The following is a 15,323-nucleotide window of genomic DNA, read 5'->3' as shown; positions in this document are numbered from 1 at the left end:
CCCACTCATCCAATATTCACGCGCAGCCCCCGCCCATTCCAATCTAAGTCCTATCTGTGCGTATTTTTTTATTATAGCATCACCAAGACCGTTTAGCAGCACTGCCAGGCTATTTTTCGCACCTTAAAATTAGGCAAACCAGGCCTGATGCAGGCGCCTGATAGCCGTAGCGATCTGGTTGGCAGGTATTTTTGAAAAATAGAGTATGATTTGCGGGAGTTTTTCCTGCGATGATTCTAAATAGTAATCCTGCACAGGCGCCACACGGCAGCCCTGAGCCAATGCTTTTTCCACCAGGTCTTTAGCCGTTAGCTCTGCTTTGACACTGAGGATGGTATGCAGCCCTGACTCAGTATCAGTCACCTCAACATGCTCGCCCAGAATATTTCTAATGGCGTCAAACAAAAGCACATTCTTTTCCGCATACAGTTTGCGCAACCGGCGAATCTGCCGCTCTAAATGACCATCCTCCATAAATTTAGCCAAAGCCAGCTGCTCGATTGTGGAAGCGGCCTGATTATATAAGGAAGAGTTCTGGTGATATAAAGCTAGCAAGTGTTCCGGCAGCACCAGATAGCTGATCCGTATTGACGGCGGTATAACTTTGGAAAATGAGCCCAGATATACCACCCGTCCGGCATTGTCCAAGCCTTTTAAGGCGGGAATCGGTCGTCCGAAATAGCGGAATTCACTGTCATAGTCATCCTCAATAATCGTGCCGTCAACCGACTGGGCCCACTTTAGCAGCCTTGTTCTTTTGCCAACAGGCATTATATACCCGGTCGGGAACTGATGGGAGGGACTTAGGTACACCAGTTTGGTGCCGCTTTTAACCAGCTCCTCAATAGCAATGCCGTCCTGCCTCATTTTTACCGGTATTATGGCAAAAGCATGGTCGGTAAATATGCGTCTCCCGTTCTTAAAGCCCGGTTCTTCAAAAGCAATACTTTGGTGCTCCAGTTTCAACAGGCTGCAAAGAATATTCAGGAGGTTTTGGACCCCGGCGCCAACAATGATCTGGTCCGGCTGGGTATAAACGCCGCGTGACTTCTGGATATATTTAGCGATCTGAGTACGCAGCTCCGGTTCGCCGCGAATATGGCCATAGCCAACCAGCCGCTCTTTATTCAAAAAGACTTTACTGATGTATCGTTTCCATAACGAGAAATCAAACCCGTTAATATCCATTTCGCCACTGGCGAAGTCATAAAGTATCGTGGCCTCTTCTGCCGGCAGCGGCTGATAAGCGGGGGCGGCGGCAGCAGTTGCTGCCCCCGTCTCGCACCGTATATCCTCGAATTTATTGACAGTGTACCGTGAACGGTCATAATTGCTGATATAACCCTCACTCAGCAGCTGCTGGTATGCTTTCTCAACCGTGATCTTGCTCACCGCCAGGCTTTTAGCCAAGCCCCTGATGGATGGCAGCTTTTCCCCTTTGACAATCCGGTTTTGCTCAATTGCATTCTTATAATGCTGGTAAAGCTGTATATATAAGGGTTCTTTGCTGTTCGGGTTAAGCATAAGCAGCTCTAACATACTGTCCTCCTAAAACTGTACCTATTAAATATCTTCATTCTGTATATTTCAATATAACCAATTATATTCTATACTACAACTATAATTTTTTAAAGCCCCACTACTTCATCTTTCTTAAACCGCTAGAATAGTTTGAAGTACAAGTACAAGGAGGACTTATCATGACAGTAGTTAAAGCACTTACAGTGGCTGGTTCCGATACAAGCGGCGGCGCCGGTCTGCAGGCCGATCTAAAAACTTTTCAGGAGCTTGGGATTTATGGCATGACCGCACTCACAGTCGTTGTCGCGCAAAACCCGCACAACAATTGGTCCCATGATGTGTATCCCCTGCCGCTGGCAGCCCTAGAAGCCCAGTTGGAAACAGTGCTGGCCGGTATTGGGGTCGATGCCCTGAAAACGGGAATGCTGGCCTCCAGCGAGGTCATTGAGCTTGTTGCCCAAAAAATCGACCAATACCAGGTTAAAAATATAGTGATTGATCCGGTCATGGTCTGTAAAGGGACAGATGAGGTTTTACATCCTGAATCAACAGTCAGCATGAAAGAACAACTGGCGCCCCGGGCGACCGTTATTACGCCCAACATTTTTGAAGCTGAACAATTAAGCGGCATTCGCTCGATTGCCAGAGTGGCTGATATGAAAGCAGCCGCCGCTAAAATTTATACCCTGGGCCCGAAAAATGTGTTGATAAAAGGCGGCTCTAAACTCAACACCGCCAATGCAGTTGACGTACTTTATGATGGTACAGAGTTTATCATCCTGGAAAACCCCAAAGTGGCTACAAAATTTACCCACGGCGCCGGCTGCACCTATGCGGCGGCAATTACCGCCGGCCTTGCCAAAGGCTTTGCCGTTCCCGAAGCTGTCCGGCAAGCCAAGGAGTTTATAACCACCGCCCTCAAGCATTCCTTTCGGCTTAACCAGTACGTTGGTCCCACCTGGCATGCGGCCCACCGGTTATCAGATTAACGGAGTAAAAAGACTTGTTTTAATAGCAAGTCTTTTTTTATTGGCGCTCATAAGCAAAGCCAAATGAGAGGTTGCCTCATTTGGCTTTAATAACAGCCTGCCAGTGTACAGGCCATGCTCTTTCTGCTTATACTCAGTCATTCCCCGAGATAGGCCTTGATCACTTCGGCATTATTGCGCAGACGCTCGCTGGTATCCTGCATAATAATTTTTCCTGTCTTCAAAATATAACCCCGGTCCGCTACTTTCAGCGCCTTGTTGGCATTTTGTTCTACCATAAGAATGGTAAGTCCGGCGTCGTTGAGTTTTTTTACAATACTCAGCGAGTGATTAACCAGAATAGGCATTAACCCCATTGAGATTTCATCAATCAGAAGTAGTTTAGGGCTTAACATCAGCGCCCTGGCAATCGCCAGCATTTGCTGCTCACCGCCGCTCATGGTCTTAGCCAGCTGGCTTTTCCGTTCCTTAAGCCGGGGAAAAAGGACATATGATTTTTCAATATTGGCCGCAATCACTTTATCGTCGCGGACACTGTAGGCCCCCATCCGGAGGTTCTCTTCCACCGACAGATCAGGGAATACCCTGCGCCCCTCGGGTACATAGCCAATGCCGATGCCGGCCCGATCCCACGGCGGCAATTGGGAAATATCCCGGCCGTTAAAATAAATGGTGCCGGTTTTAGCCTTTACCAACCCCATAATCGTCTTCATGATGGTGCTTTTCCCGGCACCATTCGCCCCTAATATCGTGACAAACTCGCCGGCCTGTACATCGATAGCTATATTTTCCAGGGCCTGGGAATGACCATAAAAAGTATTGATATTCTCTAGTTTAAGCACAGTCATCGTCCTTTCCCAGATAAGCTTCAATTACATAGGGATTGCTCTGAATTTCCTGGGGCACCCCTTCGGCAATTTTTTCCCCGTAACTGATGACGACGACCCGGTCGCTTACTGTCATCGCAATGGACATATTATGTTCAACCAGCATAATCGTCGTTCCCTGCGCTTTGAGCTGATTAATTATCTCAATGAACTCTGCTTCCGCATTATTGCTTAAGCCGGCGCAGGGTTCATCCAGCAGAATCAGCAGCGGCTCAAGCGCTAAAGCTCTGGCAATCTCCAGCCTGCGCATATAACCAAGGCTTAAATCCCCGGCCCGCCGGTCCCGCTGCGCCAGGATCCCCACTTTGTCCAGCAGCTGTTCCGCTTTCTCAATATTCCCTTTGGTCCGGCTGTTGCCGAAGATGCCTGTCAGCGAGCTATATTGACTGAGCCCCATAGCCATGATGATATTATCCAGCACAGTCATGTCCTGACACGGGTGAGAGATTTGAAAGGTCCGGGCCACCCGCCGCCGGGCAATCTCGTGCGGTTTCAACCCCTGAATCTCCTGTCCTGACAGCAGTATTTGCCCGGCAGTGGGGGCGTAAACACCACACACCGTATTAAAGAGCGTCGATTTACCGGCCCCGTTAGGGCCAATTAACGCTAAGGTTTCTCCTTTATATACATCAAAACTGACATCATTAACAGCTTTTAGACCACCGAAGAATTTTTTCAGGTTTAACACCTGCAGCATTTTCTCTTTAGTGTTTGCCATCACCGCTGATCCTCCTCTGGCTGCTTAGTCCCATCATGGCTGCGGCTTTATTCAGGCAGGGCGAGAGTTTTCGCCAGACAAAGCTGTTCTCACCCAGCAGACCCTCAGGCTGGAATCTCATCATAAAGACCAGCAGCCCGCCGTACAGCAGCATCCGGTAATCTGAGATAAAACGGAAAATCTCCGGCATAAGGCCTAGAATAATGGCCCCCGTAATTGCCCCTCTAATGGTCCCCATCCCGCCAATTACGATCATCGACAGAATGGATATCGAGGTAATAAAAGCAAAATCACTGGAATAAATGAACCCCATGTAATGGGCATATACAGCGCCGGTTGAACCGGCGATCGCCGTGCCGATGGTAAAAGCGATAATCTTAAACCGGCTGACATCGATTCCCAGCGAAGCGGCCGCCTCCTCGTTATTCCGGATGCCGCTTAACGCCAGGCCCAGCCAGGAATTTTGAATTTTAACACATAACAGGCAGACAAGAATGATCAGCACAACAATTAATGCGAAAAATTCCGGATTGCCAAGCTCAGTGCCGAACAATACCGGCTTGTTGACCTCCAGTCCATAGGACGAGCCAAGATACGGCGTATAATGAAAGATGGCCACAGCCACAAAGTTAACCCCAATTGTAGTCACTGCCAGGAAATCATCCCGTACCCGCAGACTTACCAAGCCCAGCAGCACGCCGACAACCCCGGCGGCAATACCGGCCACCGGCAGCGACAGCCAGAAGCTGAGACCCAGTTTTGCCGTCATGACAGCCGCGGTATAGGCCCCGATGCCAAAGAAAGCGGCATGCCCCATCGACGGTTGTCCGGCATAACCTGTAATCACATTCAGACTGAGGGCTAGCAGAATAAAAATACCAATATTAATGCCTACAACTAATTCGTACATGCCAACACCCTTTTCTTACGTATTAGGCTTTTTTGCTGATCAGCCCTTCCGGCTTAATTAACAGGATAATAATTAACGCGACGAAAGCGATGGCATCCCGGGGCAGGAAAAAACCGATATAACCGGCAACCAATGTCTCGATCAAACCAATCAACAAGGCGGCAATTACCGTGCCTACCGGACTGCCCAGGCCGCCCAGCACAATTAAGGCCAGCATTTTATAGGCCGGAACATCACCCATGGTGGGAAAGACTGAGCTATACAACATACCGACCATAATGCCGGCAGCAGCGGCAAAAGAATAACCCAGGAAAAAATTCAGGGCCACAACTTTATTAATATTAACACCCATGGCTTTGGCTATCTCCAGATCCTGGGCTGTCGCCCGCCAGGCCAGGCCAATCCGCGTCCGGGTGAGGATATACCATAACAAAGCCAAAAAGGCAGCCGCCAGCAGAATAATCAATATCCACGTTGGATTTACCGTCAGGTTTTCTGTTCTCCAGGCTGAAAATGGCAGTTGAACATTAAATACCCTGATGCGGGGACCGGCAATCAGGCGCAGCAGATCCTGAATAAAAATGAAAAGGCCGATACTGGCAATAAGCGGCACAATCGGCGGACGGTTCAGCATGGGAATATAGAGCAGTTTCTGAACGGCTGTGCCAAAAAAACCGGTAAGTAAAATGGCACCCGTAAAGGACAGAACAATATTATCGGTTGCCAGATAGAGAAATAAGCCCGCGTAGGCCCCGATCGCATAGGCACCGGCGCTGGCCAGGTCCAGGATTCTCAGGATGCCGTACACCATAGCCGCGCCCATAGCGGTTAGTGCATATACACCCCCGATGACCAGGCCGTTTAATACTTGCTGCATGATCATAAATTCATACTCCTTTGTCTGCGTTTAGCAAAAAGCAGCCAGGGGAAGAAGGGGATAGAGGCCGCGCCCCGATCCCGCTAATTGCCCCTGATTCACTTATTCGCTCGGAGGGGTTATAATGTCATCATCACTAATCTCGCCAAAATAATGGAATTCGGCGTCTTTAACGATTTGGACCTGGACGGACTTTTTAACCTCACCAAGCTGATTGTAGCCTTTAATCAGTCCGGTTACAGCCTCATAATCTTTTACCTCTGTCAGACCCTGACGAATTGTATCAGGCTCTGTGCCTTTGGTTTTCATTACATTCGCCAGCACCATGAAGGCATCATAGGTTGATGCAGCCACCATATCCGGTTTATAGCCGTATTTTTGGTTGTAATCTTTAATAAAGTCCTGTACAAGCTTGCGGTCACTGTCACGGTTCATATTGGTGGTAATAATGACACCATTAGCGGCGTCCTTGGCAACGCCAAGAAACTGTACCGTTGAGTCAGCCCCTTCTGTGCCCAGTATTTTGGCCGTAATCCCCAGTTCTTTGGCCTGGCGGACAATCTGCGAGCATTCGGCGGCGTAGCCGGGAATATAAATGAGATCAGGGTTAAGTTGTTTGATTTTAGTCAGAACCGGCGTAAACTCCTTTTCACCGGTGGAGAAAGAATCAACAGATATGATTTCTGCTCCCAGCTGCTGCGCTTTTTCTGTGAAACCGGCAGCTAAGGTCTTGCCGAAATCAATATCCACCTGGAGAATTGATATTTTCTTGGCGTTGAGCATGTCAACCGCCACTTTGGCGCCGGCTTTGCCCTGAACAGGGCCGACAAAGGACTGACGGAACATATAGTTGCCGGTTTTCGTAATGTCAGGATGAAGCGCATAGGCGGAAATCATAGGAATTTTGGCATCCTGGTAAATCTTGGCCGAGGCGCGGGTAGTACCGCTGTAGGAGCCGCTGACAACGGCTACAACACCGTCTTTGGTGGTTAGCTTTTGCGCAATGCTTACTGCCTGCTTGCTGTCTAGAGCATCATCATAATTAACAAGTTCTACCTTGCGGCCGTTAATACCGCCGTCATTGTTAATTGTCTCCACCGCCAGCTTCGCTGCATTCAGTACGCTTTCCCCGTCAGCTGCCGCCGGCCCGGTTACCGGGGCAAAGAAACCAATTTTTACCGGCCCCTTGTTGTCGGACTGAGCACTTTGTGTGCCGCCACAGCCGGTTACCAGCAGGGCCATTGTAACAAAGAGTGCCAGCAGAGTAAACATACGTTTCTGGGTCATGCAATTCCCTCCTTTAATATTAGATTAATATGTATTATTTAGCATACTTTGCAAAAAACCTCTGCAGAATTATGTCACAATTAGCACAGTTTTGACGAAATAAAGAAAGGACTTGGCTTGTGCCAAGTCCTTAGGACGCCGGCAGAAGCCACCTGTGCCCTTTAGGGTATAGTCATTCTTACTTATGATCAGAAACCGACATATCTTCTGATCAGGCAAAGAAAACACGACCTGCATTTATTCGCCCAGCCGGTACCGCTGCGGGCTTTTGCCTGTGGCCTTTTTAAATACCCGGCTGAAGTAGTTGGGGTCCTGATACCCGACTCTGGCGGCGATCTCGGCTACCCCCTTATCGGTGGTTAACAGTAAGGTCTGCGCGTGGGTTACCCGCACCGCCTTCAGATAGTCGGTAAAACTCGTCCCCACCACCTCGCTAAAAGCCCTGCTAAAGTATGACAGGCTCAGATACTCCCGCTTGGCCAGGTCCTCCAGCGATATGTCCCGCTGATAGTTTTCAGCAATAAACTGCTTGGCATTAGTAACCGCCCGGACAATAGCCGCTTGTTGCTTTTCCTTAAATAATGCGCACATCTCGATGATCAGCGCCGGCAGCCAGGCTTTCATCTCGTTCAGGGTGGTTACCCTGCCGATCTCATCGCCTGACCGGATCTTGATATCCAGTAAGGTATCCGGGTCCCCCCCCAGATCCATAATGCCGCGGGATATGACAGTCAACAGCTCCAGTACCCGTACCTTGAGTACATCAGGATGTACACGCATGGTGTTGCCAATTGTGTCAAGCATGTGCGCGACCACAACCGCCGCATGCTGCCACTCGCCCTTGCGGACAATTGACAGCAGCTTGGTCTCGTAATCAATGAATATTTGCTGACTGGCCCTGTCGCCCCAGGAAACCTCACTATAATGGATGACAGTGCCATCGCCCTGATAAAACTTATATTTTAAGGCGGCGCAGGCTTCAAAATAGGATTGCCGGATATTTTTAAATTCGTACCCCTGGCCGATGCCTAAACTGATACTATAATTCATCTTTTTTGATAAATGGGCTTTGATATGCCGGCCATATCTCTTCGCCGCAATCCCGGCCTCCGCCTGGCTTCTCTTTATATCAACAGGCAACAGCAAAGCAATGTCCCGCTCGCCAACAGTAATCGCAAAGATATTGTCCTGGCCAACCACGGTAACAATACCTTCCACATCCTGTTGCAGCATAGCGAGTACCCGGCTATAAATATCTTTCTGCTGCCGCTGAATAATTGTGTGGTCAAAACAGGCGGTGCCGGCATTATCGGCCTGAATCACAATGGCCACGGTCGGGAGCAGCTGGATATTAAAAACAGACAGAAACTCAGCCATATCAGTTTCGGCATTACCAAATATTGCTTCAAAGGCAAACTCGCGTCTGACAGCCTCTTTAATCAGCTGCCGGTGTTTATTGGCTAAAAATGTCTTGTTTAAGCCCCACAGATCAGTATCCATCATATCTACCTGACTTTACTTAGTTTGCTGCAAAGAGTGAGTTAACTATTAATTGGCTATGCAAACAATATATTCCTCCTGCAAGCAGGTTGTGGTACCTATATTTAACCCTGGCCTGACCTGTTCTGGCCTCTATATAGAAAAAGTCTATGCAATCAATAATTATTGCCAATTTCACAGGGAGCCGGAAAAGACCTATAATTTTACTAAGAACGGTATCAAGGAACTTTATGCTTCATAAATTACTGCTCTCTGAATAGCCTGCGGCACTCCTTCCCAGCACAGCTTGCATACCGGATGGAAAAGGAGGACTGGCGATGGAAATGCTTATATTCTTCGCAGTTGCAATTCTCTTGCCAATGGTAAATGAAAATTTTTCCAACCCCAAATAAGGATAGAAAGGAAGCTCCGACAACGAGCTTCTTTTCTCTATTTGTACTTATCTGTGAACATAATGAATATCCTGAAAACATCCTGCCGCAAATCCTGACAATAGTTCCGGGATAAGTATTGTAAAAGCATTTACTATATGCTAATAATAATGTATACGGCCTGGAGGAATTAACTAATGGATATTCAATTATTTCGCACCTTTCTGCTGGTGGCAAAGCTGAATAACATCACGCAGGCTGCGGAGCAGCTGAATTTTACCCAGCCGACAGTCACGGCCCAAATTCAAACACTGGAAGAACATTTTGGCGCTGCCCTGTTTGAGCGTATTGGCAAAAAGCTTTATATTACTGCCGCCGGCCGGGAACTGATCATCCATGCCGGCCGGCTGTTAACCGCATATAATGATATGAATACCGGCATGCAGCGCTTTTCCGCCGCTGCCAACCCGATAAACTTAGGGGCATCGACCACGGCGGCCAGCTATATCCTGTCCCCAATATTGCTGGACTTTCAGGAGCGCTGCCCCGCCGGCTCAATCCTTGTCGATATTTGCACCAATCTCCCCATGACAGTAAAAGGGCTCCTGGATAACACTTTTGATCTAGCTATCGTCCATGATAACATTAGCCATAACCAAATCTTACAGTTCAACCTGTCTAAAGAAAAATTAGTCTGGGTGGCTAAGCGGGATTTATTTGTCACTCATCACCATTGTCACGACATTAGTCATTACCCTTTCATTAATTTTCGCCCCGGCTGTGTATATCGAAGTAAATATGAAGAGGTCGTGCAGGAGCAGGATGTTCATTCTCTTATTGAATACAGCGATGCCGAGGCTATTAAAAGAGCGGTGCTGGATGGATTAGGCGCAAGCATACTGCCGCATGTATTAGTGGAAGCATATTTAGAGGACGGTACCCTTGTGGAATTAACCGGTAAACCACAACTCACTTTCATTATTTCTGTCGCCTTTCATAAAAACAAGGTATTGACATCAGCCCTGCGGTCACTGCTGTTGCTGTTCGCAGAACATGCCACTATCCGGAGTGATCTGTACTGCTATCTTAACACTAAACCATAAAAGATTTTTATCATTACCATAGACAACCACGATTTCCTTCCCGCCGGCCTGTACGGTATAATGCAAACAGCAACACGGGGAGGGAACAGTCATGCGGGCTTGTAGTCTGGTATGTACCGTAGGCATAGTGTTTTTACTTATTGACCAGTTTTACAGCGGACTTAGCTGGGAGAAGCTCTTTATCGGCGGATTCGTGGCTGTTGCCATCTGGACGGATTGTGAGCACTGGCTGCGGTATAAACTTAGGCACAGAAAACACAGCTAGCTTTAAGAACACATAGGATATAGGACCGCTATTAATAATAATAGACAAATCCCCAGCCTTGGCTCAGAGGCTGGGGATTATTTGTATATTAGTCTTCAATGACAACTGCCCAGATGCGGACCGGGCCGTGGACCCCGATCGATAAATCCATCTCAATGTCTGAAGTCCGGCTGGGACCGGTTATGAAATCAATAGCCGAAGGCAAATTCCCCTGGCCGCACCGCGCCAGCAGCTCTCTCATCACGGTGGACATAGTGGGTACAATATCTGCTTGCCTCATCACGGCAATATGGGTGGGCGGCAGCAGGCTCACAGAACGTCCGGTAGCAGCTCCGTTAAACAGAGCCACGGTTCCCGTATAGCCGATTGCATAATCCACCCAGGTAATGCCCACATCCGACTGCTCGGCAATTTCGATCAATTCCTCGCGGGATCTTTCATTATTCCAAAAGACGGCCTTAACCCCCAACTGGGCCGGTTCTATATACTTACGCAGGGTGGGGTGATCCCAGAGGATGGCTGATTTTGCATTTAGAACCTTCAGCCAGAGCTTTATCTGATTAGTTGCTTCGCTGCCGTCACGAACGATTACTACTTTGCCGGTGAGGGCCTCAAGATTAGTCTTAAAGAGTGCCAACGGCTGCGTATTCTCAAATTGCTGTTCCCGCCAAAAGGCCGGCGGTCCTGCTTCCTGACGGGTAGGCGCCACAGAAAGGGCCTTATCCCGGCCCAAGGCTTTAGCCACTGTTTGCAGGAATTGCGTTTCCCGGGAAAGGTCTCCATGGATTACTGTCATGGGCTCACCTGCTTTTTGCGCTTTTTCCATCTGTCACGGAAAGTCTCATCCGCCGCAGCCGGAAGATAGCGCGAGTTAGTCCAGTTAGCTAATAGCGGTATCCGGGCTGTAATATACCCATTTTTAACTAACGGCTTTTGCCCCAGTGAGGCAGCCTTCATCGCAAATTTATAGGTGCCGGGCAGCTTGAAAAACCGTTTCCACAGGCCAAAGGCAATTTTCTCAAAGGTGTTGGTATACCCGGCGCTGACCCGGTGGGCCCGCAGCTTAAGCAGCAACTCCTGCAGCGGGATCTTCGCCGGGCAGGTACTGGTGCAAGCGGCACATAACGTCGACGCATAAGGTAATTCACCCCAGAACGCGAAATCATTTTCAAGCAGGGGGGTGATGACCGATCCTATCGGCCCGCCATATACCGACCCGTAGGCATGGCCGCCGATCTGCCGGTACACCGGACATACGTTAAAGCAGGCCCCACACCGGATACAGTTCAGGGACTGACGGTATTCTTCATCAGCCAGAATGCGGGAACGGCCATTATCGACAATAACCAGATGGAATTTCTCACAGCCATCAATGTCGGCTGCCTGGCGGGGACCGTTGATAACCGAGATATAACTGGTGAGTTTTTGGCCGGTGGCACTGCGCGGCAGCATAGATAATACGGTTTCCAGGTCCTCAAATGCCGGCACAAGCCGTTCCATGCCCATAACACTGATAACAACCCGGGGTAAGGCCGTTGATAACCGGGCATTGCCTTCATTGGTAACCAGCGTAACCGAGCCTGTCTCTGCAACCGCAAAATTACAGCCGGTAATGCCAATGTCGGCCTCCATAAATTTCTCCCGCAGGGTTTGACGGGCAAAGCGGGTGAGGGCCGGCGTATCTGATTCCACCTTTTCGCCGGCCACCTGCGAAAACAGGTCGGCAATCTGGTACCGGTTCTTATGAATCGCCGGCACAATGATGTGTGAGGGCGTCTCACCGGCCAGTTGCAGAATATATTCGGCCAGATCGCTTTCAACAACCTCCATCCCGGCCTTTTCCAGGGCAGGATTGAGGTGTATTTCCTCGGTCACCATGGACTTGGATTTAACAACCAGCTTGGCTTCATACTGCTGGCATAAGCCGGTGATGATCCCCCTCGCAGCTTCCGCCGTCAGTGCAAAGTGAACCTGGCCGCCGGCCTTACGCACATTATCTGTTAACATTTTCAGATAGTAATCAAGGTTGTCAATCGTATGCTGGCGAATAAGCCTCGTCTGTTCCCGCCACTGCTCCCAGTGGGGAAGCTCGCGGGCTGCTTTCTCCTTGTTGCCGCTTAAGCGGTCCACTGCATTGCGGACAGCCTGACGCATCTGGTCATCTTTTAAGGCTTTAACTGCCCGGTCCCGCAGTTGGAGAGCCGGTCTCTCACTCACGTTCTCATCCCCTCATCCAATAACTCAGCCATATGCATTACCCGTATATTGGACTTTTGCTTTCTCAGACGGCCGGTAATGTTCATTAAACAGCTTAAATCGGTGCCAATAAGCACATCAGCCTTGGTTTCAAAGATATTTCTCACCTTCTCATCCACCATAGCCTCGGATATTTCCGGTAATTTAACAGCAAAAGTACCGCCAAAACCGCAGCAGGCCTCCTCATGCGGCAACGGCACATAGTCTATCTCCCGTACATTTTTAAGTAAAGCAAGGATATATTCGTCAGTATTCAGAAACCGGCGCGCATGGCAGCTTGAATGGTAGGTAACGCGATGCGGGAAGCTGGCGCCAACATCTTCTTTCTTTAATATCTTTACAACAAATTCACTAAATTCATAGATTTTGCCGATAAGTTCTTTGGCTTGCCGGTACTGATCAGGGTTCTGCTCAAATAAGGCCGGATAATACTCCTTAATGGCCGTGATGCATGAGCCTGCCGGGGCAACAACATACTCGCTGTTTTTAAAGGCTGTGAGCATGGTCTCGGCCACCGGTTTGGCATCTTCCCAATAACCGCTGCTCAATGCCGGCTGGCCGCAACAGGTCTGCTCCGGCGGAAAATCCAGGGTCACGCCCAGCTTCTCAAGCACCCTGACCATGGAGTCACCAACCTGTGGGTACATACTGTCGCAGATGCAGGTAATAAATATCGATGCTTTCATCCCCAGTGGCCTCCACAAATCTAATAATATCTGACAAGCGGTCATTTATAGTCTGTGCAGATCATCCAGCATTATCCTGTTTTTTTCAAATCGCTCTTGTAAATAATAAAATAGAATTTTTAGTTGTTTAACAGCAGGAGGGACAATAATACAATGTGGACTCAGGAATATGTACCGTTAGGCAATCTGGCACTGTCTGCCTTGGCTGCCTCCATTCCAATCATCGTGATTTTTTACTTATTGGCTATCCGCCGGGCGCCTGGACAGGTTGCCGGGATTTCAGCGTTGGCAGCTGCCTTCCTGGTAGCAGTATTGGTCTATAAAATGCCTTTCACCACCACCCTGATGGCAGCGCTTATGGGTATTGCCTACGGCATTTTCCCCATCTTCTGGATAGTAATAACCGCGATATTTATCTATAATATGACGGTCGAAACCGGTAAATTTGAGATTATTAAAAATTCCATTGCCACTATAACCGATGACCGGCGCCTGCAGGCCCTGCTGATCGCCTTTGCTTTCGGGGCTTTTCTGGAGGGAGCGGCAGGCTTTGGCACCCCGGTGGCTATATCGGCAGGTATGCTTGTTGGTCTTGGCTTTAACCCCTTATATGCAGCCGGCTTGTGCCTTATTGCCAACACCGCCCCGGTAGCCTTTGGCGGTATTGGTATTCCCATTATTGTCGCCGGCCAGGTTACAGGCCTTGATACGATGAAAATCAGCCAGATGGTAGGACGGCAGCTCCCCTTTATCTCGGTTTTTATCCCTTTTTGGCTGATTATGCTAATGGCCGGTTGGAAGGCAACGATGGAGGTACTGCCTGCCTGTTTGATAGCCGGCGTTTCCTTTGCCGTCCTCCAATTCTTCTCTTCAAACTACCTGGGACCGGAACTGCCCGATATCCTTTCTTCTCTGGCTTGCATACTGGCCCTGACTTTTTTTCTGAAGAGCTGGAAACCGGTATCAGTCTGGCGTTTCCCCGGTGAGCAGGGAAACAAAACGGCGGCTGCCACCCTGCCAACCTATTCAGGCAGGGAATTGATTACTGCCTGGTCCCCTTTTATTATCCTCACTGTGATGGTTATTCTCTGGGGCTTAAAACCGGTTAAAGCCCTTATTGAAGCCCCGACCCTCTCCATTTACGTGCCGGGCCTGCACAATATGGTTACCCAGGTTGCCCCTATTGCCAAAACCCCGGTGGCAATGGCGGCCGCTTACAAGCTCAACTGGCTGAGCGCGGCCGGAACGGCCCTGTTTATTGCCAGCATATTTTCGGCTATGATCCTGGGCGTAGGGCCTGGACGGTTCTTTAGTATTCTGGGTAAAACCTTTAAGCAGCTGACCAAGCCTTTAATTACAATTCCGGCCGTACTTGGCCTGGCCTATATTATGAACTACTCGGGCATGAGTTCCAGCCTTGGCTTGTTTCTGGCCGGAACCGGCTCATTCTTTCCCTTCTTCTCGGCCTGGCTGGGCTGGCTGGGAGTATTTCTTACCGGCTCAGACACCTCGGCGAATGCCCTGTTCGGCAACCTGCAGGCAGTAACCGCCCAACAGGTGGGAGTTGACCCGATTCTGACGGTTGCCGCCAACTCTTCCGGCGGTGTTACCGGCAAAATGATTTCGCCCCAGAGTATCGCTGTGGCAACTGCGGCCACAGGCCTGGTGGGCAAAGAGGGAGACTTATTCAGCTTCACTGTCATGCACTCCCTCGCATTGGCGGTCATTGTCGGCGTCATGACCTATTTACAGGCCTACATCCTGGCCTGGATGATTCCATAATACACTGTGCCGCCTGCCAAAAATGGCGGCGGCTTTTGTTGGCTCCGGTTCTGGCCGCCGATTATTTTTTCAGCCAGTTTTAAATTGACCTCCTTTTCTTTTCTGCCCGGACGAAAAAAAGAAGCAAAATGAACGTCCCCCTGCTTCTCCCTTACACGTCAGCCCTGCCGG

General features: G+C 49.4%; 14 protein-coding genes. 4 read left to right on the top strand and 10 right to left on the bottom strand.

The window, feature by feature from the left end; genetic code table 11:
* Positions 1-129: 129 nt before the first annotated feature.
* On the bottom strand, positions 130-1,539 hold the full coding sequence (pdxR, locus tag SPTER_RS02085) for a MocR-like pyridoxine biosynthesis transcription factor PdxR (RefSeq protein WP_144348839.1): 1,410 nt from the start codon (positions 1,537-1,539) through the stop codon (positions 130-132).
* 161 nt (positions 1,540-1,700) lie between these two features.
* Here pdxR and pdxK point away from each other — a divergent pair, with 161 nt between their 5' ends.
* A complete protein-coding gene (gene pdxK, locus SPTER_RS02080) occupies positions 1,701-2,510 on the top strand; it encodes a pyridoxine/pyridoxal/pyridoxamine kinase (RefSeq protein ID WP_144348838.1) in 810 nt (269 codons plus the stop codon).
* Between the two features lie 137 nt (positions 2,511-2,647).
* On the opposite strand, the gene SPTER_RS02075 is transcribed toward pdxK, so the two are convergent.
* From SPTER_RS02075 to SPTER_RS02050, 6 genes are all read right to left on the bottom strand, one after another.
* The gene (locus SPTER_RS02075; RefSeq protein WP_144348837.1) at positions 2,648-3,352 is read right to left on the bottom strand and encodes an ABC transporter ATP-binding protein; all 705 of its coding nucleotides are present in this window, start codon (positions 3,350-3,352) and stop codon (positions 2,648-2,650) included.
* A complete protein-coding gene (locus SPTER_RS02070) occupies positions 3,345-4,115 on the bottom strand; it encodes an ABC transporter ATP-binding protein (protein ID WP_144348836.1) in 771 nt (256 codons plus the stop codon). Before SPTER_RS02070 ends, SPTER_RS02075 begins: the two co-directional genes overlap by 8 nt.
* Positions 4,102-5,025, bottom strand: a complete 924-nt coding sequence (locus SPTER_RS02065; RefSeq protein WP_144348835.1) for a branched-chain amino acid ABC transporter permease — start codon at positions 5,023-5,025, stop codon at positions 4,102-4,104. The genes SPTER_RS02070 and SPTER_RS02065 overlap by 14 nt, the downstream gene beginning before the upstream one ends.
* Positions 5,026-5,047: 22 nt before the next feature.
* Positions 5,048-5,908 (bottom strand): branched-chain amino acid ABC transporter permease, encoded by an 861-nt coding sequence (locus SPTER_RS02060; protein ID WP_144348834.1) that lies wholly within the window; start codon positions 5,906-5,908, stop codon positions 5,048-5,050.
* A 96-nt stretch (positions 5,909-6,004) separates the two neighbouring features.
* A complete protein-coding gene (locus tag SPTER_RS02055) occupies positions 6,005-7,189 on the bottom strand; it encodes an ABC transporter substrate-binding protein (protein WP_144348833.1) in 1,185 nt (394 codons plus the stop codon).
* Between the two features lie 237 nt (positions 7,190-7,426).
* The gene (locus SPTER_RS02050) at positions 7,427-8,692 is read right to left on the bottom strand and encodes a helix-turn-helix transcriptional regulator (protein ID WP_144348832.1); all 1,266 of its coding nucleotides are present in this window, start codon (positions 8,690-8,692) and stop codon (positions 7,427-7,429) included.
* 565 nt (positions 8,693-9,257) lie between these two features.
* Here SPTER_RS02050 and SPTER_RS02045 point away from each other — a divergent pair.
* Positions 9,258-10,163 carry a LysR family transcriptional regulator gene (locus SPTER_RS02045; RefSeq protein ID WP_144348831.1) on the top strand — a complete coding sequence of 302 codons (906 nt, stop codon included), beginning with the start codon at positions 9,258-9,260 and terminating at the stop codon, positions 10,161-10,163.
* Positions 10,164-10,254: 91 nt separating this feature from the next.
* Positions 10,255-10,428, top strand: coding sequence for a hypothetical protein (locus SPTER_RS24490; RefSeq protein WP_170233104.1), 174 nt, complete (start codon positions 10,255-10,257; stop codon positions 10,426-10,428).
* 88 nt (positions 10,429-10,516) lie between these two features.
* Here SPTER_RS24490 and SPTER_RS02040 read toward each other — a convergent pair whose 3' ends face one another.
* From SPTER_RS02040 to SPTER_RS02030, 3 genes are read right to left on the bottom strand one after another with little or no spacing between them, the layout of a single operon-like run.
* The gene (locus tag SPTER_RS02040; RefSeq protein WP_170233103.1) at positions 10,517-11,224 is read right to left on the bottom strand and encodes a LutC/YkgG family protein; all 708 of its coding nucleotides are present in this window, start codon (positions 11,222-11,224) and stop codon (positions 10,517-10,519) included.
* Complete coding sequence (locus tag SPTER_RS02035; RefSeq protein WP_211367394.1) at positions 11,221-12,645, bottom strand: LutB/LldF family L-lactate oxidation iron-sulfur protein; 1,425 nt, start codon at positions 12,643-12,645, stop codon at positions 11,221-11,223. The genes SPTER_RS02040 and SPTER_RS02035 overlap by 4 nt, the downstream gene beginning before the upstream one ends.
* Complete coding sequence (locus tag SPTER_RS02030) at positions 12,642-13,370, bottom strand: (Fe-S)-binding protein (protein WP_144348829.1); 729 nt, start codon at positions 13,368-13,370, stop codon at positions 12,642-12,644. Before SPTER_RS02030 ends, SPTER_RS02035 begins: the two co-directional genes overlap by 4 nt.
* Positions 13,371-13,523: 153 nt before the next feature.
* Between SPTER_RS02030 and SPTER_RS02025 the strand changes: the two genes are divergently transcribed.
* The gene (locus SPTER_RS02025; protein ID WP_144348828.1) at positions 13,524-15,152 is read left to right on the top strand and encodes an L-lactate permease; all 1,629 of its coding nucleotides are present in this window, start codon (positions 13,524-13,526) and stop codon (positions 15,150-15,152) included.
* Positions 15,153-15,323 lie beyond the last annotated feature (171 nt).

It is taken from the genome of Sporomusa termitida (assembly GCF_007641255.1).
Lineage (GTDB): Bacteria > Bacillota > Negativicutes > Sporomusales > Sporomusaceae > Sporomusa > Sporomusa termitida.
The sequence above is the reverse complement of the archived record's forward strand: the minus strand, read 5'-3'. Positions and strand labels throughout refer to the sequence as shown.